This window comes from Bradyrhizobium sp. HKCCYLRH2047 (assembly GCF_051168175.1).
Taxonomy (GTDB): domain Bacteria; phylum Pseudomonadota; class Alphaproteobacteria; order Rhizobiales; family Xanthobacteraceae; genus Bradyrhizobium.
On the sequence record NZ_JBNPUM010000004.1, the window covers coordinates 467514 to 492829 of the forward strand.

25 protein-coding genes are annotated in these 25316 nt (G+C 66.5%); 15 read left to right on the forward strand and 10 right to left on the reverse strand.

The window, feature by feature from the left end; all coding sequences use genetic code 11:
• Nucleotides 1-28: 28 nt before the first annotated feature.
• From ACQR1D_RS12450 to ACQR1D_RS12460, 3 genes are all read left to right on the forward strand, one after another.
• The gene (locus ACQR1D_RS12450) at nt 29-916 is read left to right on the forward strand and encodes an alpha/beta fold hydrolase (protein WP_434874463.1); all 888 of its coding nucleotides are present in this window, start codon (nt 29-31) and stop codon (nt 914-916) included.
• A gap of 148 nt (nt 917-1064) precedes the next feature.
• Nucleotides 1065-1823 (forward strand): VWA domain-containing protein, encoded by a 759-nt coding sequence (locus ACQR1D_RS12455; RefSeq protein WP_316181817.1) that lies wholly within the window; start codon nt 1065-1067, stop codon nt 1821-1823.
• A gap of 109 nt (nt 1824-1932) precedes the next feature.
• Nucleotides 1933-2649 carry a DnaJ domain-containing protein gene (locus ACQR1D_RS12460; protein WP_316237485.1) on the forward strand — a complete coding sequence of 239 codons (717 nt, stop codon included), beginning with the start codon at nt 1933-1935 and terminating at the stop codon, nt 2647-2649.
• Between the two features lie 231 nt (nt 2650-2880).
• On the opposite strand, the gene ACQR1D_RS12465 is transcribed toward ACQR1D_RS12460, so the two are convergent.
• Nucleotides 2881-4620, reverse strand: coding sequence for a serine hydrolase (locus tag ACQR1D_RS12465; RefSeq protein WP_315804137.1), 1740 nt, complete (start codon nt 4618-4620; stop codon nt 2881-2883).
• A 429-nt stretch (nt 4621-5049) separates the two neighbouring features.
• Between ACQR1D_RS12465 and ACQR1D_RS12470 the strand changes: the two genes are divergently transcribed.
• A complete protein-coding gene (locus tag ACQR1D_RS12470) occupies nt 5050-5391 on the forward strand; it encodes a phasin family protein (RefSeq protein ID WP_315718372.1) in 342 nt (113 codons plus the stop codon).
• A gap of 92 nt (nt 5392-5483) precedes the next feature.
• Here ACQR1D_RS12470 and ACQR1D_RS12475 read toward each other — a convergent pair whose 3' ends face one another.
• A complete protein-coding gene (locus ACQR1D_RS12475; protein WP_315804136.1) occupies nt 5484-7259 on the reverse strand; it encodes a TadE/TadG family type IV pilus assembly protein in 1776 nt (591 codons plus the stop codon).
• 487 nt (nt 7260-7746) lie between these two features.
• Between ACQR1D_RS12475 and clpS the strand changes: the two genes are divergently transcribed.
• On the forward strand, nt 7747-8079 hold the full coding sequence (gene clpS / locus ACQR1D_RS12480) for an ATP-dependent Clp protease adapter ClpS (protein ID WP_008960690.1): 333 nt from the start codon (nt 7747-7749) through the stop codon (nt 8077-8079).
• Between the two features lie 423 nt (nt 8080-8502).
• Nucleotides 8503-10890 carry an ATP-dependent Clp protease ATP-binding subunit ClpA gene (clpA, locus tag ACQR1D_RS12485; protein ID WP_315804135.1) on the forward strand — a complete coding sequence of 796 codons (2388 nt, stop codon included), beginning with the start codon at nt 8503-8505 and terminating at the stop codon, nt 10888-10890.
• An 86-nt stretch (nt 10891-10976) separates the two neighbouring features.
• Here the strand turns inward: clpA and ACQR1D_RS12490 are convergent, their stop codons facing one another.
• The 5 genes from ACQR1D_RS12490 to ACQR1D_RS12510 all read right to left on the reverse strand — a co-directional run bounded on the left by ACQR1D_RS12490 (nt 10977) and on the right by ACQR1D_RS12510 (nt 14817).
• Nucleotides 10977-11738 (reverse strand): sulfite exporter TauE/SafE family protein, encoded by a 762-nt coding sequence (locus tag ACQR1D_RS12490; RefSeq protein ID WP_315804134.1) that lies wholly within the window; start codon nt 11736-11738, stop codon nt 10977-10979.
• Nucleotides 11739-11746: 8 nt separating this feature from the next.
• Entirely contained in the window at nt 11747-13171 is a 1425-nt protein-coding gene (locus ACQR1D_RS12495; protein WP_316181822.1) for an MFS transporter, read from the reverse strand.
• 99 nt (nt 13172-13270) lie between these two features.
• Entirely contained in the window at nt 13271-13609 is a 339-nt protein-coding gene (locus ACQR1D_RS12500) for a c-type cytochrome (RefSeq protein ID WP_315804133.1), read from the reverse strand.
• 25 nt (nt 13610-13634) lie between these two features.
• Nucleotides 13635-13796, reverse strand: a complete 162-nt coding sequence (locus ACQR1D_RS12505; RefSeq protein ID WP_315804132.1) for a hypothetical protein — start codon at nt 13794-13796, stop codon at nt 13635-13637.
• A 64-nt stretch (nt 13797-13860) separates the two neighbouring features.
• On the reverse strand, nt 13861-14817 hold the full coding sequence (locus ACQR1D_RS12510; RefSeq protein ID WP_434838275.1) for a helix-turn-helix domain-containing protein: 957 nt from the start codon (nt 14815-14817) through the stop codon (nt 13861-13863).
• Between the two features lie 183 nt (nt 14818-15000).
• Between ACQR1D_RS12510 and ACQR1D_RS12515 the strand changes: the two genes are divergently transcribed.
• Nucleotides 15001-16017, forward strand: coding sequence for a carbon-nitrogen hydrolase family protein (locus tag ACQR1D_RS12515; RefSeq protein WP_434838274.1), 1017 nt, complete (start codon nt 15001-15003; stop codon nt 16015-16017).
• Nucleotides 16018-16034: 17 nt separating this feature from the next.
• On the opposite strand, the gene ACQR1D_RS12520 is transcribed toward ACQR1D_RS12515, so the two are convergent.
• On the reverse strand, nt 16035-16496 hold the full coding sequence (locus ACQR1D_RS12520) for a PEGA domain-containing protein (RefSeq protein WP_316181829.1): 462 nt from the start codon (nt 16494-16496) through the stop codon (nt 16035-16037).
• Between the two features lie 114 nt (nt 16497-16610).
• The gene (locus ACQR1D_RS12525) at nt 16611-17546 is read right to left on the reverse strand and encodes a glycine reductase (RefSeq protein ID WP_316181830.1); all 936 of its coding nucleotides are present in this window, start codon (nt 17544-17546) and stop codon (nt 16611-16613) included.
• A 142-nt stretch (nt 17547-17688) separates the two neighbouring features.
• Here ACQR1D_RS12525 and ACQR1D_RS12530 point away from each other — a divergent pair, with 142 nt between their 5' ends.
• The 8 genes from ACQR1D_RS12530 (at nt 17689) to nadC (ending at nt 24875) form a co-directional block, all read left to right on the forward strand.
• Nucleotides 17689-18702, forward strand: a complete 1014-nt coding sequence (locus ACQR1D_RS12530; protein ID WP_434838273.1) for a transglycosylase SLT domain-containing protein — start codon at nt 17689-17691, stop codon at nt 18700-18702.
• A 102-nt stretch (nt 18703-18804) separates the two neighbouring features.
• Complete coding sequence (locus ACQR1D_RS12535) at nt 18805-19551, forward strand: AzlC family ABC transporter permease (protein ID WP_434838272.1); 747 nt, start codon at nt 18805-18807, stop codon at nt 19549-19551.
• Complete coding sequence (locus ACQR1D_RS12540) at nt 19548-19892, forward strand: AzlD domain-containing protein (RefSeq protein ID WP_315804125.1); 345 nt, start codon at nt 19548-19550, stop codon at nt 19890-19892. Before ACQR1D_RS12535 ends, ACQR1D_RS12540 begins: the two co-directional genes overlap by 4 nt.
• 78 nt (nt 19893-19970) lie before the next feature.
• Complete coding sequence (gene tsaA / locus ACQR1D_RS12545) at nt 19971-20453, forward strand: tRNA (N6-threonylcarbamoyladenosine(37)-N6)-methyltransferase TrmO (RefSeq protein WP_434838271.1); 483 nt, start codon at nt 19971-19973, stop codon at nt 20451-20453.
• Nucleotides 20454-20468: 15 nt separating this feature from the next.
• Entirely contained in the window at nt 20469-21425 is a 957-nt protein-coding gene (locus ACQR1D_RS12550) for an NUDIX hydrolase (RefSeq protein ID WP_315804123.1), read from the forward strand.
• 68 nt (nt 21426-21493) lie between these two features.
• On the forward strand, nt 21494-22480 hold the full coding sequence (nadA, locus tag ACQR1D_RS12555; protein ID WP_434838270.1) for a quinolinate synthase NadA: 987 nt from the start codon (nt 21494-21496) through the stop codon (nt 22478-22480).
• Nucleotides 22477-24030 carry an L-aspartate oxidase gene (locus ACQR1D_RS12560; protein ID WP_434838269.1) on the forward strand — a complete coding sequence of 518 codons (1554 nt, stop codon included), beginning with the start codon at nt 22477-22479 and terminating at the stop codon, nt 24028-24030. Before nadA ends, ACQR1D_RS12560 begins: the two co-directional genes overlap by 4 nt.
• Nucleotides 24027-24875 carry a carboxylating nicotinate-nucleotide diphosphorylase gene (nadC, locus tag ACQR1D_RS12565; protein ID WP_315804120.1) on the forward strand — a complete coding sequence of 283 codons (849 nt, stop codon included), beginning with the start codon at nt 24027-24029 and terminating at the stop codon, nt 24873-24875. The genes ACQR1D_RS12560 and nadC overlap by 4 nt, the downstream gene beginning before the upstream one ends.
• Here the strand turns inward: nadC and ACQR1D_RS12570 are convergent, their stop codons facing one another.
• Complete coding sequence (locus tag ACQR1D_RS12570) at nt 24876-25301, reverse strand: HIT family protein (protein WP_316218273.1); 426 nt, start codon at nt 25299-25301, stop codon at nt 24876-24878. It abuts the gene before it with no gap.
• Nucleotides 25302-25316: the final 15 nt, after the last annotated feature.

Below are 25316 nucleotides of genomic sequence, written 5' to 3' on the forward strand. Positions count from 1 at the left end.
CCTTTGATTGTGCTCCCGAGGGACGAACATGAAGCGTGGAATAACCGTTCTTGTGTCTGTCAGCGTGCTGGCGGCCGTCGGGTACTTCACCGCGAGCAAGTGGGCGATCCGGCACGAGACCATCAGGTTCTATGACGCCTCGCGCGACAACCGTCTGGTCGAAGTCGCCGTCGCCGTCCGCCGCGACAAGGAGATGCAGGCCGAAGCCGGCATGATCAAGCTGCCGGTCGCGATCCTCAATCACGGGAACACCGTCAAGTTCACCGAGTACTCGTTCCTGGCCAACGTATTTGCTGCGCGCGGCTACATGGCGGTCAGCATCCAGCACGACCTGCCGACCGATGCGCCGATGGTGACGAAGATCGGCGAGCCCTATGTCGGCCGGCTGCCGCAGATCCAGCGCGGCGTCGCCAACATCCGATTCGCCGTCGAGCAGATGCACCAGGTGCAGCCGAATGCCGACTATGATCATCTGACGATTGTTGGTCATTCGATGGGCGGCGACATCTCGATGTATTTCGCCAAGCAGTATCCCGAAGACGTCCGGAAGGTGGTCACGCTCGACAACCTCCGCGTCCCGTTCGTCACCGACGGCAGGTTCAAGATTCTGTCGTTCCGCTCGAAGGACCCGCAGTTCAAGACCGATCCCGGCGTGATCCCGAGCGACGACATCTGCGAGAAGGAAGGCATCACCGTCGTCAAGACGGACTTCCAGCACAACGACATGCGCGACACCGGACCCGACGACGCCAAGTCGTCGATCCAGGCCATGCTGGACAAGTTCCTCGCCGACAGCGACAGCGCCAGCGAGATCGGGCCGGTCAAGACCAATACCCCGTTGCTCGATCCGGGTCCCGTCGCGCCTTATGCGCCGGTCGGCAAGACCGCGACGCCGGCCAAGCCGCTGACGCATTGAGGGGGCAGGGGCGGGGCGCACGCCGGTCTCGCCTGATCCTTGCGGCCCTTGCGACGGGAACGAACGGCGTATCCGGCAGATGTCACTGCCGTCATTGAAGCTGTCCATCCGCCTGCCCACATGATGCGCGTCCGAGCAAGGTGCGTGCATGGTCGATCATCGTTCGAAGCCCGGTTCTGCCCCGATCACCTCGCCCGACGATGGCTCGCGTCAGCAGCGCTTGCCGGACAATGAGCATTCCACGGCAGACGCGATTGCGGCATTCGTCGCGCAGGCCAAGGCCATGGCTCCCGCGGCTCTGGGGACCAGAGGCCGCCTCGTCTTCGCGCTCGATGCGACCCTGAGCCGCCAGCCGACCTGGGACATGGCCTGCGCCCTGCAGGCCGACATGTTTCGCGAGGCCGCAGCCCTCGGCAGCCTCGATATCCGGCTGGTGTACTACAGGGGCTTCAACGAATGTCGCGCCACGGGCTGGATTTCCGACAGCGCTGAGCTCGCCCGGCTGATGGGCAAGATCGATTGCCGCGGCGGCAAGACCCAGATCGGCAAGGTTCTTGCCGAGGCGCGGCGCCATGCGACAGCGTCCGGAATCCGCGCCGTCGTGTTCGTTGGCGACGCGATGGAGGAGAATGTCGACGAGCTCTGTGCGAAGGCCGGCGAGCTCGGGCTGTTGAAGGTCCCGCTGTTCATGTTCCAGGAGGGCCATGAGCCCGCGGCCGAGCAGGCGTTTCGCGAGATGGCGCGGCTCTCGGGAGGAGCGTGGTGCAGGTTCGATCCGGGCGCCTCCGCGCAGTTGCGCGAGCTCCTGCGCGCCGCCGCGGCCTACGCTGCGGGCGGTCGCGCGGCGCTGCTCCGGCTCGCCGGCTCCGAAGCGGGCGCGGCACGCCTGATCGGGCAGATGAAGTAGAGATCGATTTCGGCCGCCGCCAACATCAAGCGCACCGGCTCGAGCCTGCCGGTCGGGGACGCAGACCGCCGATCATGCTTTTTGTGCCGACACGCTCTATATTCGGCCCATGACACTGATCGCTGGCGCCGTCGCCGTCATCACCCTTTATCTGTTGCTGCAGATGTTCCGGAACGCCAATCCGGCGGCGCTGGCGCGCGCGATCAAGGTTGCCGGCGGCATCGGCTGCCTTGCGGTGGCAGCTTTCACCGGCCTTCGCGGCGAGCTGGTGGTGGCGATCCCGATCGGGTTGTTCGGGGCGGGGCTGCTCGGCTGGTCACCCGGCGGGCTCGGCAATCTCGGCAGCATGTTCGGGCTGGGTGGGCAGCGCTCGTCCGGTCAGAGCTCGCGGGTGCGCTCGCAGTTCATCGAGATGGTGCTCGATCACGACAGTGGCCAGATGCTGGGCCGCTTCGTCGCCGGCATCCATGCCGGCCGGTCGCTCGACGAGTTCGATCTGCCGCAGCTCGCGGCGATGGCACCGAGCCTCGATGCCGACAGCGTCGCTCTACTTGAAACTTATCTGGACCGCCGGTTTCCCACTTGGCGTCAGCACGCGCAAGGCGATGCGGCAGGGCGGCAGCGCCGCGCGGCGTCGAGCTCCAAAATGACGGAAGAGGAGGCCTATCAGATCCTTGGCCTGCAGCCGGGCGCGGGGCGAGACGAGATCGGGCGTGCCCACCGTGCGCTCATGAAGAAACTGCATCCCGACCAAGGGGGGTCGACGTATCTCGCCGCCCGGGTGAACGAGGCCAAGGATACTCTGCTTCGTACGCATCACGGCTAACTCCGGCAACGCCACCAACGCCACAGATCGAAACTGCTTCCATCACAGCCATGTCGACATCAGCGGCTCCCGGCTCTGTCAGGCGCGATCGTGCGACATGGTGAAAAAGTTCTAGCGGCAATTCCTTGACGAGTGGTTTGCGCGAGCGCGTTCGCGGCGGTGTCGCACGCGCGCAAAGAAAAAGGCCCGCGCGTGTGTCGCGCGGGCCTCATATGTCGTGATGTCGGTGCGTTAGTTGTGCACGGTCATGCAGGAGATGTCGGCGCGCTTCAGCTTCTTGCAGACGGCCTCGGCCTGATCACGATCGAGGCCGGCGAAGCGGGCGCGGATGAGGGTCTTGTCGCCCTTCGCGACCGTCTCGGTGAAGGGATCGGCCTTGCTGAGGAGACCTTGTGCCGAGCTGCGGGCCGCCTCGATCCGCTTCTGGGCCTCGGCCTCGTTGTCCAGCGCTCCGACCTGAATGATCCAGCCGCTCCGCGTGACGGACGACTTGCTCGGGAGCTCCGGCGCAGCGCTCGCGGAGGCGATCTGCGTCGGCTGGGCCGGAGGCGCGGCATAGGCCATGGCCTGCGACGAGCCTGCCGGCAGGCTGGAGGCGGGCAGCACGCCGAGAATGCCGTTGCCGGTGCCATGGCCCGGCGGCTGCGGCGGCATCTCGGGGCGGGCGGCTTCGGCGCGCACCATCGGCGGCGCCGGCTCGATCGCTTCGATGCGCTGTGCAATCGGGGCAGGCGGTGGCGCCACCGGCTGCGGGGCCGCCGTGGCGAGCTTGACCGCGCCGGCCTTGACCTGAACGGTCCTGACCTTGACGGGCTTCATCGGCTCGGTCGAACCGGGAACGATCGACATCGGCTGGGTCTGGATCACACCCGATGTCATCGGCGCGGGCTCGACCTTCGCTTCCTTCGGCGCCGCCGGCGGCAGGGCCGCGGTGGCTTCCGACAGGGTCGAGATCAGCTTGGCGGCGCGGCTCGGGGCCGGGGCCTCTGGCGCCGCCGAGGCGAGCTGGACCGTGCCCCGGTCGTCGCCGGCATCGGAGCCGCCGCGCTCGCCGATCGCCGCGACGGTGCGCTTGGTCGCGCCCTTCTCGAGGTTCTCGGCGAGCAAATTGCGCATGATCGCGTCGCGCGAACCGCCGCTGCGGCCGCCCAACACGACGCCGATCAGATGGCGGTTGCCGCGGCGCAGCGAGGTCACGAGATTGAATCCGGACGCGCGCGTGTAGCCGGTCTTGATACCGTCGACGCCCTCGACGCTGCCGAGCAGGTGATTGTGGTTGCGGATCGACTGGCCGCGATAATTGAAGACCTCGGTCGAAAAGTAGCGATAGTAGCGCGGGAAGCGGTCCTGGATGGCGCGGCCGAGGATCGACTGGTCGCGTGCCGTCGTGATCTGCTCGTCGGCGGGCAGGCCCGAGGCGTTGACATAAGTGGTGCGGCTCATGCCGAGCGAGCGCGCCTTGCGCGTCATCATCTTGGCGAAATCATCCTCGTCGCCGCCGATCGCCTCGGCAATGACCACCGCAGCGTCGTTGGCCGAGCGCGTCACCAGGCCCTTGATCGCGTCCTCGACGCGGATGGTCTGGCCGGGGCGCAGGCCGAGCTTGGTCGGCGACTGCTCGGAGGCGTGCTCGGACACCGGCATCTCGGTGTCGAGCTTCATCTTGCCCGACTCCAGGCGCTCGAACAGCAGATAGAGAGTCATGATCTTGGTGAGCGACGCGGGATGCCGCAATGCGTCCGGGTTGGTCGCGGTCAGGGTCGCGCCCGAATTGCCGTCGACGATGATCGAGGCGAAGGCCGGGCTGTAGCTGCCTTCGTCGGTATGGGGCGAGTGACGCGCGTGGTGGTGCCGATGACGCCGGCGCGCTTCCGCGCTGTCGACCGTGACCACTGCTGCCGTCGCGAGGGTGATCAGTCCGTAGACGCCAACTCGCAACAGGCGCGAGGAAGCCATTTTTTTGCGAAGCATGAAATCCCCGTCCAATTTCTGACGTGATCACCGGCTCGTAAGGCGAAATTGTGCCGAACGCCCCTTTGACCGTGCCTGTCGGACCTCCCGATCGTGCCGTGACGCTGCCTAGCATCGAAGGGCCCGAACTGAGGTTTTGTTAAGACGCTGTTTTAGAACAGCTTTACGGTTCGGCCGACGCTGGCCGGGACCACCGGAGAGGTTAGGACGGTCGAGTTTCCAAAGGATTAAAGAAACCTTGCGGCGATGGCCGGTATTTCTGCCGAACTGACCCGGGTTGGAGCGCCTGACGGTGGATCGGGCAGCAATGCCCATGATGGTGCATTGCACAAGATTCTTGATTGATTTTGTGCGCTGCACTATATTGTGATCGCGTCAGGGAGCCGGGGCTTCCCTGAGGGCGCTCAAAGTCAGGGAAAGGAATGCCACATGTTTAAGGTTGAAGACTTTCAGAACTACGGCAAAGAGCAGTTCGAGACCGTCGTGAACTCCGCGACGACCGTGCAGAACGGCCTCCAAGCCATCGCAACCGCCTATGGCGACTACACCAAGAAGTCGTTCGAGGACACCAAGTCGTTCGTCGAGAAGCTCCAGGGCGTGAAGTCGCTCGACAAGGTGCTCGAGGTGCAGACCGAGTTCGCCAAGTCGGCCTACGAGACCTTCGTCGCCGATTCGCAGAAGATCGCCGGGCTGTATTCGGATCTCGCCAAGCAGGCGTTCAAGCCGCTGGAAGGCATCGCCGCCAAGTTCACCCCGCCGGCCGCGCACTGACCGTTCGCGCCCGCAGGGAGCACAAAGCCCGGCTTGCGCCGGGCTTTTTTGTTGGCTGAAGGCAGAGCGCTGTCGGGGGCCCGGCGCTTCTGCTATTTGGCGACCCGCAGCTTCGACAATGCGGTGCCGATCGAGTTGAACGTGGTCACGATCTGGCTCGAACTCGTCAGCATGTAGAATTTGTCGGGACTGCTGGCGCAGTTCTGCAGCACGGTCGAGGTCGGGTCGGCGGGCGAGCTCGTGTTCACCTGGATCGTGTAGATCGTGTACATCGCGTTGCCCTTCGAATCCTTGGTGTTCTTCAGGTTCGAGCAGAGCAGGGCCTGGCGCGCGTCGATCGGGTTGCCCGAGGCTTGCGACGAGCCGTTGCCGTATTCGGGCCAGCGGTCCTCGGTGTTCAGGCCGTCCGACAGCAGGATGATGACGCGATTATAGGTGGTGTTGACGTCCTCCGCCGGCGCGCCGAGCACGCCGTTCGGAATCAGCGACTGCACGGCCCAGGCAAGTCCGATCGCCTGGTTGGTGCCGCCGGTCGGCTGCATGGCGTTGACGGCGCTCTTCAGCGAGCTCCAGCTGTAGCTGAGCGGCACGATCTCCGCGAGTTTCGTCGAGGCCGTGCTGCTGCAGTACTGGATGTTGTTCTCCATGTGCTGGTTGGCCGGGAACAGCGTCGTCACGTCGGAGGTCGCCGGCGACACGGCATTCGCGTCGTTCGGCTGGGTGCGGTCGGCGACGCATCCGGTCCAGGTGCTCTTGGTGTTGGCGACCCAGGTGTGGGTGAAGGTGTTGACCTTGCACACCGTGCTGGATCCGCTTCCCGTGCAGCTGCACGTGTTGTTCGGAAGATTGCTGCCGCTGGTCGGGCAGCTGCAATAGCTGCCGGTGCACCAGTTCACCCGCGTGCTGGTCTGAACGCTGTTCCAGCAGCCATTGTAGTAGCTGTGCGAGGCTGAATCATAGCCCGGGCAGACGTAGCCGGTGTAGCTCCCGCTCGACGGAATCCTCGAGGCGCTCGAACTCCCGGTCGCCGGGTCGCTGGTGCAGGAGAAGTAGGGAAAGCCGTTGCCGGACTTGAACGGACAGGAGGATCCCGGTCCCACCATGTCCCATTGCGATTGCGTGTAGCTGCCGTTCGGGATTGCGGCCTGATAGGAACCATTGGCAGGCTGGATCGTGGGCGGATTCTGCCAGTCGGTCCAGTCGATCCAGTCCTTGGCGTAATTGCTGGCGCCGACGTTGACGACCTTGGCGAATGGAACGACCGAGATGTAGACGTCGCCCGGGGTCTTGGCCAGCGCGCTGAGCTGGTCGATCAGCCCGCCGCTGCCGGCCACGGCGTTCTGCAGCGCGGACATCTTGCCGCTGGACGCCATCGAGCCGGTATTGTCGAGCGCGAGCGCCACTCGCATCTTCACGTCGCCCCAGGTCGATGTCGTTTTGACGCCGAAGTCCATGGTCGGAAAGCCGGCAATCCTCATGAACTGGGTGACGATCTGGCCGGAGGCCGACAATTGGATGTTGGAGGCCGACGTTGTGGTCGAGGCGGTATAGCTGGCCGTCACGGTGACGTTCTGCGCGTCCGTGCTGGTGTAGAGCGCCTTGAAATAGGCGCTTGCCTTGGTTCCGATGTCGGTTGCGCTGATGGTGCCCTGCGCCAGGTCGCGCGACAGCATCAGCGAGGTGGCGTCGAGCGCAGCCTGCATCGACGACCGCGCGGCGTTCAGCCGGCTGTAGTCGACGCCTGCGCCGACGAAGGCCAGGATGGGGACGAGCGAGATGGCGAATAGCATGGAGATGTTGCCACCGCGGTCGCAGGCGAACCGTCGGACGGCGCGGCGGCAGAAACGAATGAAGGAGACATCGGTCATGTCGCTCACCAATTATGGTTTTCTGCAGGTGTTTTCGGTTCAGCTTCGTCAAGGCCGGGTAAATCGAAACCGCGAAACACCGGGCCAATGCCCGCAGCCTGGCGCCGCGCCCGCAACCGAGCTGGTTCCCTGTCAATGCCCGCTGAATGGGCTTTGTAAAATGCGACCGGTTTGATTAACCTTGCGCCTCATCGCCGGGGCAGGGAATCGGTCCTGCCGGAGCGTCGGTCCGTCCTGGGCCTGCGCTTGCGGCAAACCGGTCGCTGACCCATATTCCTGGTGTCGGTCCGACCGGACCGGTCGGCTGGGACAGGCGATCTGGAAAGCAGGACCGGGTGGCGGAAAGCGGCCCGGCAGGGGACAGGTCGGGGCGCCCCTTATGAGAGCAACCCTCCGAGGGAAACTCTTTATTGGGAGCCTCGCAGCCATATCTAACGCGTGCAAGATGTCGCAGCCAACTTCCAGATTGAACCGATCCGCGCCCAGGATGAGCAATAACGACAACAAGTCCGGTGGCACCGGTGGCCCGGTCACGTCCGTGATCACCAAGGTCAAGCCGAAGACCAAGCGCCCCAACCTCTACCGCGTCCTGATCCTGAACGACGATTACACGCCGATGGAATTCGTCGTTCACGTCCTGGAGAAGTTCTTCAACAAGGACGTCGAGGCCGCGACCAAGATCATGCTCCACGTGCACCATCACGGCATCGGGGAGTGCGGCGTCTTCACCTACGAGATCGCCGAGACCAAGGTGACGCAGGTGATGGACTTCGCCCGCAAGCACCAGCATCCGTTGCAGTGTGTGATGGAGAAGAAATAGCCGGCTCCCTCCGCGAAGAGAGCCGCCGACGCGCGCGTCTGCGAGCCAGGGGGGGCGGGGGCTCCGGCTGCTCGGGGGGCTGCCCGACTGATCGCCGCGAATCGGCGTCGGACGAAGGATCCTCGAAGGCCGCAGATTGCTGCAGACGAGGTCAGCGCGATCCGGCAGGTTTCACGTTTCGCCCGAAGAATTACGGCCGCTCCGGTCCTTATCTCTTCCCGCTCGGCGGCCTGCGACGTTCGGTTGGCGCAAGCCCGATTTGCCGCAATGGGAACGGGTTTTGCATTGACGATCCGGTGAACCCGTAATCGAGCGGCTCGGCCGGTCTTTTGTCGCACTCGGTTATAACTATATTTGACGAAGGTTGTTGTTGCCTGACCGGGCGGCGGCGATCATGATGGCAAGGGGCCACAGAGGACGCGCATGCCGACTTTTTCTCAAAGCCTTGAACAATCCCTGCATCGTGCGCTGGCGATCGCCAACGAGCGTCATCATCAATACGCGACACTGGAACATCTCCTTCTGTCCTTGATCGATGACAGCGATGCCGCGGCCGTGATGCGCGCATGCAGCGTCGACCTCGACAAGCTGCGCGGCAGTCTCGTGAACTACCTCGAAACCGAGTTCGAAAATCTGGTCACCGACGGCAGCGACGACGCCAAGCCGACCGCAGGTTTCCAGCGTGTGATCCAGCGCGCCGTGATCCACGTTCAGTCGTCGGGCCGCGAAGAGGTCACCGGCGCCAACGTGCTGATCGCGATCTTCGCCGAGCGTGAGAGCCACGCCGCGTACTTCCTGCAGGAGCAGGACATGACGCGCTACGATGCCGTGAACTACATCAGCCACGGCATCGCCAAGCGTCCTGGTGTCTCCGAAGCGCGCCCGGTTCGTGGCGTCGACGAGGAGACCGAAGCCAAGGGCAACGAGGACTCCAAGAAAAAGGGCGAGGCGCTGGAAACCTATTGCGTCAATCTCAACAAGAAGGCGCGTGACGGCAAGATCGATCCGGTGATCGGCCGCAACTCCGAGATCAACCGCGCCATCCAGGTGCTGTGCCGGCGCCAGAAGAACAACCCGCTGTTCGTCGGCGAAGCCGGCGTCGGCAAGACGGCGATCGCCGAGGGCCTCGCCAAGCGCATCGTCGACAGCGAAGTTCCCGAGGTGCTGTCGGCCGCGACCGTGTTCTCGCTCGACATGGGCACCTTGCTCGCGGGCACGCGCTATCGCGGCGACTTCGAGGAGCGCCTGAAGCAGGTGCTGAAGGAGCTCGAGGCGCATCCGAACGCGATCCTGTTCATCGACGAGATCCACACCGTGATCGGTGCCGGTGCGACGTCGGGCGGCGCGATGGATGCGTCCAACCTGCTCAAGCCGGCGCTGGCCTCGGGCTCGATCCGCTGCATGGGCTCGACGACCTACAAGGAGTATCGCCAGCATTTCGAGAAGGACCGCGCGCTGGTGCGCCGGTTCCAGAAGATCGACGTCAACGAGCCGTCGGTCGAGGATGCGATCGCGATCCTGAAGGGGCTGAAGCCGTACTTCGAGGACTATCACCGGCTGAAATACACCAACGAGGCCATCGAGGCCGCGGTGCAGCTGTCGTCGCGCTACATCCATGACCGCAAGCTGCCGGACAAGGCGATCGACGTGATCGACGAATCCGGCGCGGCGCAGATGCTGCTGGCCGAGAACAAGCGCAAGAAGACGATCGGCATCAAGGAGATCGAGACCACGATCGCCACGATGGCGCGGATCCCGCCGAAGAGCGTGTCGAAGGACGATGCCGAGGTGCTCAAGCATCTCGAGCAGACCCTGAAGCGCGTCGTGTTCGGCCAGGACAAGGCGATCGACTCGCTGTCGGCCTCGATCAAGCTGGCGCGGGCCGGCCTGCGCGAGCCGGAGAAGCCGATCGGCTGCTACCTGTTCTCGGGTCCGACCGGCGTCGGCAAGACCGAGGTCGCCAAGCAGCTCGCGTCGACCCTCGGCGTCGAGCTGCTGCGCTTCGACATGTCGGAGTACATGGAGCGGCACACGGTGTCGCGCCTGATCGGCGCGCCTCCCGGCTATGTCGGCTTCGACCAGGGCGGCCTCCTGACCGATGGCGTCGACCAGCATCCGCATTGCGTGGTGCTGCTAGACGAGATCGAGAAGGCGCATCCGGATCTCTACAATGTGCTGCTGCAGATCATGGATCACGGCCGGCTCACCGACCACAACGGCAAGCAGGTCAACTTCCGCAACGTGATCCTGATCATGACCACGAATGCAGGCGCGGCCGACATGGCCAAGCAGGCGTTCGGCTTCCATCGCTCGAAGCGGGAAGGCGACGATCACGAGGCGATCAACCGGCAGTTCGCGCCGGAATTCCGCAACCGGCTCGACTCCATCGTCTCGTTCGCGCACCTCAACGTCGAGGTGATCGGAATGGTCGTCGAGAAGTTCGTGCTGCAGCTCGAGGCCCAGCTCGCCGATCGCGACGTCACGATCGAGCTGTCGGAGCCGGCGAAGAGCTGGCTGATCCAGCACGGCTATGACGAGCAGATGGGCGCGCGGCCGATGGGCCGCGTGATCCAGGAGCACATCAAGAAGCCGCTTGCTGATGAGGTGCTGTTCGGCAAGCTGAAGGGCGGCGGCCACGTCCGCGTCGTGCTCGTCAAGGACGAGTCCGGCGTCGAGGAGAAGATCGGCTTCGAGTTCGTCGAGGGCCCGGTCACGCCGAAGTCCGAAGTTCCGGCGGCGCGCAAGCGCAAGCCGAAATCCGGCGGCGGCTCGAAGGGGCCGGCGCCGAAGGGACCGCTGGTCAAGGCGTAAGCCTGACGCGACGAGATGAGTACGAAAGGCCGGCCGTCGCGCCGGCCTTTTTCGTTGACGGGAGGTGCTTTGATGCGACGTCCGGCTCAGGCCGGCTTGACGAAGAAATACACCGTCAGGCCGCAGCCGACGGCGATGATGAAGCGGCGCACATGGGCCGGCGGGATGATCTGGCTGAGCCGCGCGCCGACGAAGCCGCCGACCATGGCAGCGCCCATCATCGTCAGCGTCTCCAGCCAATGCACGCGGCCCGAGAACGCAAAGATGGCGGAGGCCGTCATATTCATGAGCGCGGCGAGCAGCACCTTCATGCCGTTCATGGCGCGGATGTCGCGCAGGCCATAGAACACCAGCGCGGCCAGCATCAGGATGCCGATGCCGCCGCCGAAATAGCCGCCATAGATCGCGATCACGAACTGCACCGCCTGGATGGTCCGCGGCCCGAACCAGCGCGCGCCATCCTTCGGCGTAAAGCGCATGCCGAATGCGAACACCATCGTGGCGAACAGCAACAGCCAGGGCACCAGCCGGCTGAAGGCGGCCGACGGTGTGACCAGGAGCAGCACGGCGCCGAGCGTGCCGCCGAGCAGGCTGATGATCGACAGCCGCACGAGGTCGTGACGCCACGGCGCCTTTGCGTCGTTCAAGATCTCACGGGAGGCCCAGGCGCTGACGAACTGGCCGGGGCACAGCGCGACGGTGCTGGAGGCGTTGGCGTCGATGGCCGGGATGCCGGCCGCAAGCAGCGTCGGGAAGGTCAGGAACGCGCCGCCGCCGGCCAGCGCATTGACGATACCCGAGCCGAAGGCGGCGAGGGCGAGCAGGGCCAGCATCGTCCAGTCCGTCATCGCTGTCGCTACTCGCCCTTCAGCCGCTGGCCGTCCTGGACGCGGACGCGCTCGGCGCCGCGGGCGCCGGCCGGCGACAGCCTGAGCATGCTCAGGAATGCGCCGACCAGCGCGAAACCGACGCCGGTCAAGAGTGACAGCCGCGTGCCGTCGGTCGTGTCGATCGCCAGGAACATCGCGACCAGGGCTGCGCCCGTGGTCTGGCCGAGCAGCCGCGCCGTCCCGAGCATGCCGCTGGCGCCGCCCGCGCGCTCGCGCGGGGCGGCCGCGATCATCGTGCGGTTGTTGGGCGTCTGAAACAGCCCGAAGCCGCAGCCCGCCAGCGCCATGCGCCAGACGACGTCCCATGCCGACGGCTCGCGCGGCAGCAGGCCGAGCGCACCGAGCCCGCAGGCGAAGATCACCAATCCGATCCCACCAAGCAGGCCGGCCGGCACGCGCTCGACCAGCCGGCCCGCCAGTGGCGCGGTCAGGCCGACCGCGATCGGCCACGGCGTGATCAGGAGACCCATCTGCACCGGCGAATAGCCGAAATGGCTTTCGAGATAGAAGGGGATGGCGACGAAGGCGAGCATCTGGCCGCAGAACGACGAGATCGAGGTCGCAATCGACAGCGCGAACACCGGGATGCGCAAGAGGTCGAGCGGCAGCAGCGGCGAGGCCATGTGGGTCTGGCGCCAGACCAGCCACACGCCGGCCGTGATGGCGACGACGAACTCGATCGCGCAGGTCACCAGCGCCTCGCCATGGCCGAGGCTGTCCACGGCGGCGATCAGGAAGCCGAAGGCGACCGCGCTCAGCGCCGCGCTCTGCCAGTCGAACATGTGCGGGGCGCGCGGCGTATGCGGCAGGAAGCGGAAGCCGAAGACGAAGGTGACGATGCCGAGCGGCACGTTGATCGCGAACAGCCACGGCCAGCTGCCGACGGCGAGAATGCCGGCGGCGATGGTCGGACCGACCGCGGCGGACACTGCGACCACCATCGCATTGATGCCGATGCCGCGGCCGAGCAGAGCGTGCGGGTAGGTGAAACGTACCAGCGCCGAGTTGACGCTGAGGATGCCGGCGGCGCCAAAGCCCTGCAGGATGCGCGCGAGCGTCAGCAGCAGCAGGCTGTCGGCGAGCGCGCAGAACGCGGAGGCCGCCGTGAACAGCACGAGGCCGGTGAGATAGACCCGCCGATAGCCGATGATCTCGCCAAGCGAGGCCAGCGGCAGCAGCGAGATCGTGACCGCGAGCTGGTAGCCGTTGACGATCCAGATGGAGAACGCCGGGCTGGCGTTCAGGTCGCGGGCGATCGTCGGCAGCGCCACATTGGCGATGGCGCCGTCGACCACGGCCAGCACGATGCCGAGCGCGATCGTCACGATCGCCCAGGTGCGCTGCGGCAGCGGCAGTCCGTCGGCGTGCAGACCTGGGGTCGTCGGCGTCATCATGCGGGCTCCGGCCGCTGCCGCGCCGCGGACAATGGACGGGAACGGGCAACACGGCGGTACATATCCCGTTCCACGCCGGCGGAGCGCGCCGACGCGTCACCGCCGTTTGGGGCGGACCTGAATCGCCTTGAGATAGTTGGCCGCGGCTTCCGCCTCGGGCCGGTCGAACTGGAAGCTCGGCATGTCCTTGTGAATGGTCGACAGGCCGGCCTGCAGCCGCTGGGCGAAATCCTCGTCGTAGAGCTTGCTGTCACCGAAGGTCCTGAACGGGGGCGCGTCGGGGTGCGGGCTGGCGCCCGTGAGACCTACGGCATGGCATCGGCTGCAAAGGCTTTGCAAGAGCGCTTTTCCACGCTTCTGCTCGCTGTCCAGCGCATGGCTTGGGCCTGTGAGCAGGCACGTCAAAGCCAACCCAAGCCCTGCTCGCATGATCATGTCACGTTCACCCGACTTATCCGGCCTACCAGCGGCCGGTGGCCTTTCCATAGGCGTAAAGCCCGATCAGGCCAATGCTCACGATCGTCGAGCCGATCAGGATGATCAGATCCCAACGGGGAGGATCGTCATCATCCCGGTTCAACGTCAGCAGGGTAAACAGAGCCTTCAAGGCAAAACGGCGCATCGCAGATCCGGCCCGGCCGACCAGCGCATGCGGCCGGCGCGTTGCAAGGGAGTTTCGAGGGAGTTTAGCGCTTCAAGGTGCTGCGCCGCCACTCGCGTGGCGACAGGCCGAACTGCTCGCGGAACACGCGGCCGAAATGCGAGAGGTCATTGAAGCCCCAGGAAAAGGCGATCTCGCTGATCTGACGATGAGCCAGCATCGGCGAGCCGAGATCGCGCCGGCATTGCGTGAGCCGCTCGGCCAGCATGAAGCGCTGGAACGACGTCTCCTCGTCCGAGAACAGATCGTTGACGTAGCGCGCCGAGAGCCCGAGCTCGCGTGCGATCTCCGGCAGTGAGAGGTCGGCGTCGGACAGCCGGGTGCGGACGTGCGCCTTGATCCGATAGAGCAGCGCTGCGCGGTGGCTCGAGGCGGGCAGGGGCTGGGTGCACAGCCGCTCGGCCAGGGTCATGGCGAGCAGGTCGGCGGCCTGGTCCGCCAGCCGTTCGGCATGCTCGGGGCCGATGCGCTCGGCGCGCTCGCAGAGCCTGACGATGAAGTCGTGGGCGAGTGGCTGGAGCGGGCTGTCGGAGCCGAAGCTGATCGCCGTTACGGTCTCGGTCGGACCGATCCGGCGCTGCAGCATCTCGCGCGGGAGCTTGAACACGATCTGCTTGAACGCGGCGTCGAACTGCAGCTCATAGGGGCGGGTCGTGTCGTAGATCGCGAACTCCCCGGGCCTGATCACGGTGTCGCGGCCATCCTGGACGACGCCGCCGATCCCCTCGCGCCCGAGCGCGATGAGGATGAAGTCGGCATCCGCCCGGGAGATCCGCTGCGAGGTCCGGTGCACGCGCTGCCGGTCCGAGGCGACCTCGGAGCACACGGCCCGTCCCAACGCGGTGTGGGTCACCGAGCCGCGAAACGCGCTGCCGAGATCGGAGGTGCAATCGAGCCCGACATAGACGTCGCAGACGATGTCCTGCCACAGCGCCAGCCGGCGGTGGCCCGGGCTTCCGTCGGTGGTGAACAGGATCGGCATCGCTCCGTCTCCTCCTGCACCTGTGGCTGCGGCAATGCAGCAAATTCCGGGCCGGCTCGATCTTCGTCGCAGCCGCAGTCGAATGTTCGTTCCCTGGGAGACGAGCGCGAAAGCCGGCTGGCGTCAATAGTTGGCCCGGTCGCGGCGCCACCCGCCGCGCACGGGCATCAGGGAGCAGCAGCGATGGGACTGGCACATCCGAAATACAAGGTGGCGGTGGTGCAGGCGGCGCCGGCCTGGCTCGACCTGGACGCCTCGATCAAGAAGACCATCGCCCTGATCGAGGAGGCGGCCGACAAGGGCGCCAGGCTGATCGCGTTTCCGGAGGTGTTCATCCCCGGCTACCCCTGGCACATCTGGATGGACTCGCCAGCCTGGTGCATCGGCCGCGGCTTCGTGCAGCGCTATTTCGACAACTCGCTGGCCTATGACAGCCCGCAGGCCGAGGCGCTGCGGGCTGCCGTGCGCAAGGCGAGGCTGACCGCCGTGCTGGGACTCTCCGAGCGCGACGGCGGCAGCCTCTACATCGCGCAATGGCTGATCGGCCCCGAGGGCGAGACCATCGCCCGGCGCCGCAAGCTGCGGCCGACTCATGCCGAGCGCACCGTCTACGGTGAGGGCGACGGCAGTGACCTTGCGGTGCATGATCGTCCCGACATCGGCCGGATCGGTGCGCTGTGCTGCTGGGAGCATCTGCAGCCGCTGTCGAAATACGCGATGTACGCGCAGAACGAGCAGGTGCATGTCGCCGCCTGGCCCAGCTTCTCGCTGTACGATCCGTTCGCGCCGGCGCTCGGCGCCGAGGTCAACAACGCCGCCTCGCGCGTCTATGCGGTCGAGGGCTCGTGCTTCGTGCTGGCGCCGTGCGCCACCGTCTCGCAGGCGATGATCGACGAGCTGTGTGACCGGCCCGACAAGCACGCGCTGCTGCATGTCGGCGGCGGCCACGCCGCGATCTTTGGTCCGGATGGCTCTTCGCTCGCCGAGAAGCTGCCGCCGGAGCAGGAAGGCCTGCTGATCGCCGAGATCGATTTGGGCATGATCGGCATCGCCAAGAATGCCGCCGATCCGGCGGGGCACTATTCGCGCCCCGATGTGACCCGGCTGCTGCTCAACAAGAAGCCGCTCAACCGGGTCGAGCAGTTCGCGCTGCCGGTCGATGCGGTCGCTCCTGGCGAAGCGCAATCGGCGGCTGGCTGACAGGCCTGGCGAGCGGGCTAGGTCCCGGCCTCCGGTTGGGCCGGCGGCGGGGCCGACCGCCGCGGCGGCCGTTGCGCACGGCCTGCCGGTGCCGCCATGCGTGGCTGCAAGGTGACGATCACCGGGTTCGGCTTGTGGTCGGTCGCCGCGCCAGTCGCCGCGTCCACACCCATGCCGATCAGGCCGCCCGCCAGGATGTTGCCGGCGAAGCCGGCCGCGCCGGTCGCCGGGATGTCCTTGGTCAACGGGATGATCTGGGTCTCGTAGCCAGGCTTTTCGATGGTGACGGAGATGTCGGCATTGCGCTTGGCGACGAACGAGCAGGGAGTCGTGCAGGTCATCGGCGCTTCGAGACCGGCGACCGTGGCCTCGGCGCCGGACGGCGTCGACGCGACGCTGATCGTCTCGGTTGTACCCCGCGTCACGGACGCGCAACCTCCCAGCGCGGCGCACAGCGCCACCAACGCTACAACTCTCATTTGGTACTGCCCCCTTGAAACCCGGGGGAACTCAAGCGCAACTGGAGCGGGACGGCAAGCGCAATCAGCATTATCCGAAGAAATTCCCGGGCGAGTTTCGCCCGAGTGTGGCTTTCACACCTGCTTTCCACGAACCTGCCGCGCGATCGCCTTCTGCGCATCGAACTCGGCGCGCCGCCGCGCCAGCTCCTGCGGCGCGAGCATGGCGGGATTGCTGTAGTCGCGCTTCCAGCCGTGATCCTCGCTCCACTGCAAAGGCGATTGCACGGTCGTGCGTGCGGCTGGTGAACTCTCGAGGACACGTAAAGCCAAATCGAGCGTGAAGGCCTGCGAGGCCGCGTCGTGCGGCTTGCCGGCGGAATTGCCGAGCGGAAAATCCGAGAACAGGAAGCGCGGCGCGGCGGCGTGCTCGACGATGTCCTTGGCGCAGCCCATGACGACGGTCGCGACGCCGTTCGCTTCGAGATGCCGTGCCACCAGGCTCACCGTCTGGTGGCACACCGGACAGTTCGGCACCAGCACGACGGCGTCGATCGCGTCGGCGCGGCAGCGCGCGAGAATCTCCGGCGCATCGGTCTCGATCGTCACGCGGTGGCTGCGATTGGTCGGCGCGCCGAAGAAACGCGGTCCGACCGTGCCGATGCGGCCTTCACCTGCCAGCCTTAGGAGCTGTGGTAGCGGAAACCAGGTGCCGGCATCCTCGGCCGAGGTGTGCACGCGATCATAGGCGATGTGGGAAATGCGCAGGTCGTGCTGCGCCGACGTGTCGCCGTCATAGACGGAGTAGAACTTGGCGCCGCCATTGTAGGGCGCGCCGGGACCTTGATCGCCTTTGGCGGGATCGAAAGGCGCGGCCGTGGTGACGATGGTGACGCGCGACTGCGCGAGCGGCTTGCGCAGCGGCTGAAACGGCGCCGACGTGTAGTGGGCCCAGCGATAGGGCGTGTCATAGCCGATCGCCAGATAGTAGTCGCGCGTGCGCGCCATATAGGACAATGGCGCATCGCTGTCGGGCGCGAAGCCGAGTCTGTCGTCGGTCGGTGCGGTCATCCGTCGCGCTCCCTGCAGGACTTGGGGATTGCTAGCCGGCTCGTTCGCTGTGTCAAGGCGCCGCGCGGTGGAACCCCGCATGGTCTTCGGCTTTGTCTGTCGGCAGAATTCCAACCATTGCACCGCGCCCACGATGCTTTCCATGGTTTCCGTTGCTCGCATTGCCTGTCTCGGCCTTGCCTTGATGCTGACCATGCCCTTGTCCGGCGTGGCGGCGGAGCAGGCCTCCGACCGCGACGTTGCCGTGCCGGCTGATCCGAAGGATGGCGCGCGGCAGGATTCGCCGCAGGAGGCTGCGAAGCCGGCAGACGCTGCAGCAGAGGGCCCGGAGAACAAGACCGATGAGTCCAAGGAGAGCGGCACGCGCGAGGCGATCTGCCTGATGATCGAATCCGCAGCCAAGGCGAATGATCTGCCGCTCGAATTCTTCGCCCGCGTGATCTGGCAGGAGAGCCGCTTTCAGAGCGATGCAGTCGGGCCGGTCACGCGCAACGGCCAGCGCGCGCAGGGAATCGCCCAGTTCATGCCGGGCACGGCGAACGAGCGCCAATTGCTCGATCCGTTCGATCCGGTTCAGGCGCTGCCGAAGTCGGCGCAGTTCCTGGCCGAGCTGCGCGATCAGTTCGGCAATCTCGGGCTCGCGGCGGCGGCCTACAATGCGGGGCCGCGCCGGGTGCAGGACTGGCTCGGCGGAAAGGGGCAGATGCCGTGGGAAACCCGCAACTACGTCTCGGCCATCACCGGCGCGTCGATCGACGATTGGGCCGCGGCGGGGAAGGGCGGCAAGATGCCGCCGAGCCCGCCACCGACGTCCTGTCATCAGTTGATGGCGCTGCTGAAGCGTGCGCCGAACCCGTTCGTCCGCGAGCTCGAGCAGCATGTGGCGCTGGCGGCTGCGAAACCGTGGGGCGTGCAGCTGGCGGCGGGCTTCGACCGCAACCGTGCCCTGTCGATGTATGCCCGCGCCATCAAGGGACTTGGCGCCATCATTGGTGACCGCGACCCCAGCCTGCTGTCGTCGGTGATGCGCTCGCGCGGCAACCGCGCGTTCTACCAGGTGCGGATCGGTGCCGAGAGCCGGCCAGAGGCGGACGGGCTCTGCAACCGCATCCGCCGCGCCGGCGGCGCCTGCTTCGTGCTGCGCAACCGGGTCTGACGCGTGACGGCTTGCGCGCTGTGCAGAGCTGCGCGCGCGTGACGGCGGTTGACGCGAACGGCTTTCGCCAGCCTTATCGCGGTTCGTTCCGCTGGGCCGCCCGTGACACTTCCTCCGCTCGATTCGCCGCAATGGCATGGTTCGCTGCGCGCCTTCGGCTGGGGGCTGCGCGCGACGTCGGCGACCATCCTGTCGCTGGTGCTGTTCGTCACCTTCATCGGCATCGGCGCGCTTGCCCACGACACCCATTTCAGCATGCTCTGGGCGATCCTGAGCACCGTGCTGATATGGGCCGGGCCGGCGCAGATCATCCTGGTCTCCACGCTCGGCTCCGGCCAGACCATTCTGCAATCGGCGATCGCGGTGACGATGAGCGCGATCCGGCTGTTTCCGATGGTGGTGGCGGTGCTGCCGCTGATCCGCTCGCCCCAGACCAAGCGGCGGCACCTGGTGCTGATCGCGCATTTCACCGCAGTCACCCTGTGGGTCGAATGCTATCGCTTCCTGCCGCATGTGCCGCGCGAGCGCCGCATCGCCTTCGTCCATGGCCTCGGCACCGGCCTGATGGGGATTGCGCTGATCGCGACCATCATCGGGTATCTTCTCGCCGCCAATCTGTCGCAGACCTTCGGCGCCGCGGTGCTCTTGCTGACGCCGCTGGCCTTCCTGTTCTCGACCCTGCGCAACGCCAGGGAGCTTGCCGACGTGCTCGCGCTGGGCCTCGGCCTCGTGCTGTATCCGCTGGCCGCCCAGCTCAACAGCGGCGTCGACATCCTGGTCAGCGGCGTCGTCGCCGGAACGCTCGCGTTCGGCGCGCACAAATGGCGCGAGCGGCGGGGGCTGGCATGAGCGACTTCATCGGCGATTGGCATGCGCTCGTGGTGCTGCTGGTGGCAGGCGTGATCCCCAACCAGATCTGGCGCCTGCTCGGACTTTGGTTCGGCAGCGGGCTCGACGAGGGCTCGGACCTGCTGATGTGGGTCAAGGCGGTCGCGACCGCCATCTTGGCGGGGGTCATCGCCCAGATCCTGGTGCAGCCGCCGGGCGCGCTCGCCAGCGTGCCGTGGGGCCTGCGCTACGGTGCCGTCGTTGCCGGCCTTGCGGCCTTCATGGCGACCCGTCGCTCGATCTTCGCCGGTGTCGTCTGCGGCGAGGCCGCGATGCTGGCCGGCAAATGGTGGCTCGGATGAGTTGCGCGATCTTGCGCGGCCGCAATTGCGGTGAGCCGAGGTTCGGATAGATTGCCGGGAAGACCTGAGGACTCCGCAATGACTGCTGATACCGATCTCCGCCCGGGCGAAGTCGCCATCGACGCGCCACAGCCGCGCGACGCCACGCTGTATTTCATCGGCCGTATCCGCACGCCCTGGACCTCGCGTCTGGAGACGCCGCGGCAGGGCAGCTTCGAGGGGCCGGTGTGCCGGCTCGAGATCTTCGAGCCCTGGGTGCCGGCGCTGCAGGGCATCGATCATTTCAGCCATCTCCAGGTGCTGTACTGGCTCAACCGAGCGCGCCGTGATCTCGTGAAGCAGAGCCCGCGCCATCATGATGGCGAGACCCGGGGCACCTTCGCGCTGCGCTCGCCGGTGCGTCCCAATCCGATCGGCGTGTCGACGGTCCGCTTCGTCGCGCTGGAGGGCAGCACCGTTCTGGTGCGCGGTCTCGACTGCCTCGACGAGACGCCGCTGATCGATCTGAAACCGGATCACTGCGTGTTCACGCCAGGGGCGGCTGGCAAGGATGACAAATAGGACCGACAGATCCGGATGTCGAAGGTGAACAAGCGGCCGCAGAAGACGGTGACGGCTCTGGATGCGATCACGGCGGACCTCGTCGCCGTGCTGGTGGCGGTGACCGACGGGCAGCCCAGGATCATGACGATCGAGCACGCTGCGGCGCTGCCGAGCGGACCGTTTCAGTTCGGGCACCGCTCGCTGCAGACCGGCCTGCGCGCCTGGGTCGAGGCCCAGACCGGCCATCCCCTGGGCTATGTCGAGCAGCTCTACACCTTCGCCGACCGTGGCCGTACCGGCGATCCCGACGCGCCGCACCGGATCTCCATCAGCTATCTCGGCCTGACCCGTGAGGAGGAGGGGCGCGAGGGCGCGGATGCGCAATGGTCATCCTGGTACGACTACTTCCCGTGGGAGGATCATCGCGACGGGCCGCCGGCGATCCTGGCCAAGATCATCGCGCCGAAGCTGAAAGCCTGGGCCCGATCCGCCGACGAGCCGACGCTGCAGAAGACCAGGTGGCGGCGCGCCGCCATCACCTTCGGCCTCGATGGCCGCGAGTGGAACGAGGAACTGACGCTGCAGCGCTACGAGCTGCTGTATGAGGCGGGGCTGATCCCCGAGAGCGTGCGCGAAAAGGGAGGCGATCCGATCGTGCCGGGCCGCGCCATGACGGGTGATCACCGCCGCATTCTCGCCACCGGCATCGCGCGGCTGCGCGCCAAGATCAAATACCGGCCGGTCGTGTTCGAGTTGATGCCGGAAGAATTTACACTCCTGCAACTGCAACGCAGCGTCGAGGCCTTGGCAGGCCGGCTCGTCCACAAGCAGAACTTCCGCCGCCTCATCGAGCAGCAGGAACTCGTTGAAGAGACAGGCGCAATCGCTGCCGACACGATCGGTCGGCCGGCCAAGCTGTTTCGCTTCCGGCAGGGCGTTCTGGCCGAGCGGGCGGTGGTCGGAACCAAGCTGCCGCTCTCGCGGTCTTGATCGCCCGCTCTTGACAAGGCTTATGCTCAGGATAAGTATAAGGCATCTTATGCTCATGGAGAGTATAAATGGCCGATCTTGTCCTGCCCGCCGTCGCGCCGAATGCATCGCTTGCTGAGCGTCTGAGGCGGGTGATCCCGCCGCCGGAATGGGCTGTCTTCGAGGACGATGTCGAAGCCATCCTGGCGCTGAAGCGCCGGCGCAATGCCGTGGTGCTGGCGCACAACTATCAGACGCCCGAGATCTATCACGGCGTCGCCGACATCGTCGGCGACAGCCTGCTGCTGGCGCGCGAAGCGACCAAGGTCGATGCCGAGGTGATCGTGCTCGCCGGCGTCCACTTCATGGCGGAGACCGCCAAGCTGCTCAATCCCGACAAGACGGTGCTGATCCCCGACGTGGAGGCGGGCTGCTCATTGGCGGAGTCGATCACCGCCGCCGACGTGCGGCTGATGCGCGCGCGCCACCCCGGCGTGCCCGTGGTCGCCTATGTCAACACGTCGGTGGCGGTGAAGGCGGAGTCCGACGTCTGCTGCACCTCCGGCAACGCGCGCGCGGTCGTCGAGTCCCTCGGTGTCGATCACGTCATCATGCTGCCGGATGAATATCTCGCGCGGAACGTCGCCGCACAGACGAAGGTCAGGATCACGGCCTGGAAAGGGCATTGCGAGGTCCATGAGCGCTTCAGCGCCGATGACGTCCGCACGCTTCGCGACAGCCATCCTGGCGTCACCGTGCTCGCGCATCCGGAGTGTCCGCCGGAGGTCGTGGCGGAAGCCGACTTCGCCGGCTCCACCGCGGCGATGTCGGACTTCGTCGGAGCAAGAAGGCCAGCCCGGGTGGTGCTGCTGACAGAATGTTCGATGAGCGACAATGTCGCCGTGCTCCATCCCGACATCGAGTTCATCCGCCCCTGCAATCTGTGCCCGCACATGAAGCGGATCACCTTGAAGAACATCCGCCATGCGCTCGAGACCAACACGCACGAGGTCACGATCGATCCCGCGATGGCCGAGCGCGCGCGGCGCGCCGTGGAAAGGATGCTGGCATCATGAGCATCGATGTTTCGAAGTTGGCTGGCCGTCCCGTGATCATCGGCGGCGGAGCCGCAGGTCTGATGACGGCGCTTCAGCTCGCGCCCGAGCCCGTCGTGCTGCTGTCGAAGTCGCCGCTCGGCGCGGAGGCATCGAGCATGTGGGCGCAAGGCGGACTGGCCGCGGCGGTTGGCGATGACGATGATCCGTCGCTGCATCTGAAGGACACGCTCGCTGCCGGAGCGGGATTGTGCGACGAGTCCGCCGCGCGCCGTATCATCGATGCTGCGCCGGCCGCGGTCGAACGCCTCGCCCAGCTCGGCGTCGCGTTCGACCGGCATGCGGATGGACGCTGGCGTCTGGGCCTGGAGGCCGCGCACAGCCGCAAGCGGATCGTGCATGCGACCGGCGACGGCACGGGACGCGAGATCATGCGCGCACTGATCGCGGCGGTCAGGCGATGTCCCTCGGTGACGCTTCTGGAGGGCGTCGAGGCGCGCCGGCTGATTGTCGACGACAACGCGATCCAGGGCGTGGTTGCGGTGCGCGGCGATGCGGCTCTGATCCTCGCCACGACACGCGTCGTGATCGCAACCGGCGGCATCGGCGGGCTGTTCCTCGACAGCACCAATCCCACCGGCTGCTTCGGCCAGGGGCTCGCGCTGGCGGCGCGGGCCGGGTCCGTGCTGTCCGATCTCGAATTCGTGCAGTTTCACCCCACCGCGTTTGACGGGCCCTCGCGGCCGCTGCCGCTTCTCACCGAGGCGATCCGCGGCGACGGTGCGGTGCTGATCGACGAGACCGGCACGCGCTTCATGGCCGACGAGCCGGGGGCCGAGCTGGCGCCCCGCGATGTGGTGGCGCGCGCGGTGTGGCGGCGCCGCGCGCAGGGACACCGTGTGTTGCTCGATGCGCGCGACAAGCCGGGCAAGGATTTCGCCGCGCGCTATCCCGTGATCAGCGCCTTCTGCCGCATGGCGGGCATCGATCCCGCGCGCGATCCGATCCCGGTGCGGCCGGCCGTGCACTATCATATGGGCGGCATCGCTGTTGACGCGATGGGACGCAGCACGGTCGAGGGCTTGTGGGTCTGTGGCGAGGCCAGCCGCACCGGCCTGCACGGCGCCAACCGGCTCGCCAGCAACTCGCTGATGGAAGCGATCGTCTGCGCGCAATGGGTGGCCGAAAGCGTGGCCGGCGCGCCGCAGCGTGCCGGCAAGCCATGCGCGGTGGCGGCTATTCCGCCGGCGTCCGATCCGTCGGCCGTACGGCCACTGCTGTCGCATGCGCTCGGCGTGATGCGCGAGCGCCGCACGATCGCGGCGGCCGTCCGCAGCCTGCTTCCGCTGGCGGAGCAGGCCGGGCCCGCGGCTGATCCTGCGCTGGTCGGCCTGATGATCGCGGTCGCGGCGCATGCCCGTGAGGAGAGCCGCGGCGCGCATTTCCGCAGCGATCGTCCGGACACGCGGACCGTCGCGCAGCCGTCCAGCTTCACTCTGCCCGAGGCGATCACGGTTGCGCGCGACATCGTCGAGGCCGAGCAGACGCCGTTGAGGAGTGCAGTGCCATGAGTCTCAATCCTCTCTCGCCCTTGCTCTACGAGCCGCTGGTGCGCATGGCGCTGCTTGAGGATCTCGGCCGGGCCGGCGACATCACCACCGATGCCATCGTGCCGGCCGAGCAGCGCGCATCGCTGAAGCTGCGGGCGCGCCAGCACGGCGTGATCGCGGGCCTCGATGTGGCGCGCTGCGCCTTCCAGACCGTCTCGCCGGACGTGCGCCTGGAGGTCGTGCGGCCTGATGGCAGCGCCGCGGCGCCGGGAGACACGATCGCAACCATCAGCGGCCCGGCGCGGGCGCTGCTGACCGGCGAGCGCGTGGCGCTCAACTTCCTCTGCCGCTTGAGCGGGGTCGCCAGCGCGACGGCGTCGCTGGTCGCGGCGGTGAAAGGGACCAAGGCGCAGATCGTCTGTACCCGGAAGACCACGCCGGGCCTGCGCGCGCTGGAGAAATATGCGGTGCGCGCCGGAGGCGGCGGCAATCATCGGTTCGGGCTCGACGATGCCGTCCTGATCAAGGACAACCACATCGCCATCGCCGGCGGCATCAAGGCTGCCATCACGCGCGCGAAGGCCCATGCCGGCCATCTCGTCAAGATCGAGGTCGAGGTCGACACCTTGGCGCAGCTCGAGCAGGCGCTGACGCTCGGCGTCGACGCGGTGCTGCTCGACAACATGACGCCGGCGGAGCTCGAAACCGCGGTCGGCATGATCGGCGGCAAGGCCATCGCCGAAGCCTCGGGCCGGATCACCGTGGAGACCGCGCCCGCGATCGCCGCGGCCGGCGTCGACCTGATCTCCGTCGGCTGGATCACGCATTCGTCGGCCGCGCTGGACATCGGGCTCGACGAGGCCTGATCAGCCCTTGAGCGCCGCCATCAGCTTCGCGGCGTTCTCCTCCAGCACCTTCGGATCTTCCTTGCGGCTCGCGGGCGGCAGAAGGGAATCGCCATTGTGGCGCGGCATGATGTGGACGTGCAGGTGGAACACCATCTGCCCGCCGGCATGCTCGTTGAACTGCTGCACGGTGATGCCATCGGCGGCGAACGCGGTCTTGGCCGCGCGCGCGATGGTCCGCACGGCACGGCCGACGTGGAGGTAGTCCTCCTCGGTGATATCAAGGATGTTGCGGGCCGGCACCTTCGGGATCACCAGCGTATGCCCGGGGACGCGCGGCATGATGTCGAGGAACGCCAGCACGTGGTCGTTCTCGTAGACCTTGGTGCAGGGGAATTCGCCGCGCAGGATCTTTGCGAACGGATTGTTGGGATCGTAGGCGGTCATGGGCAGTCCCTTAAG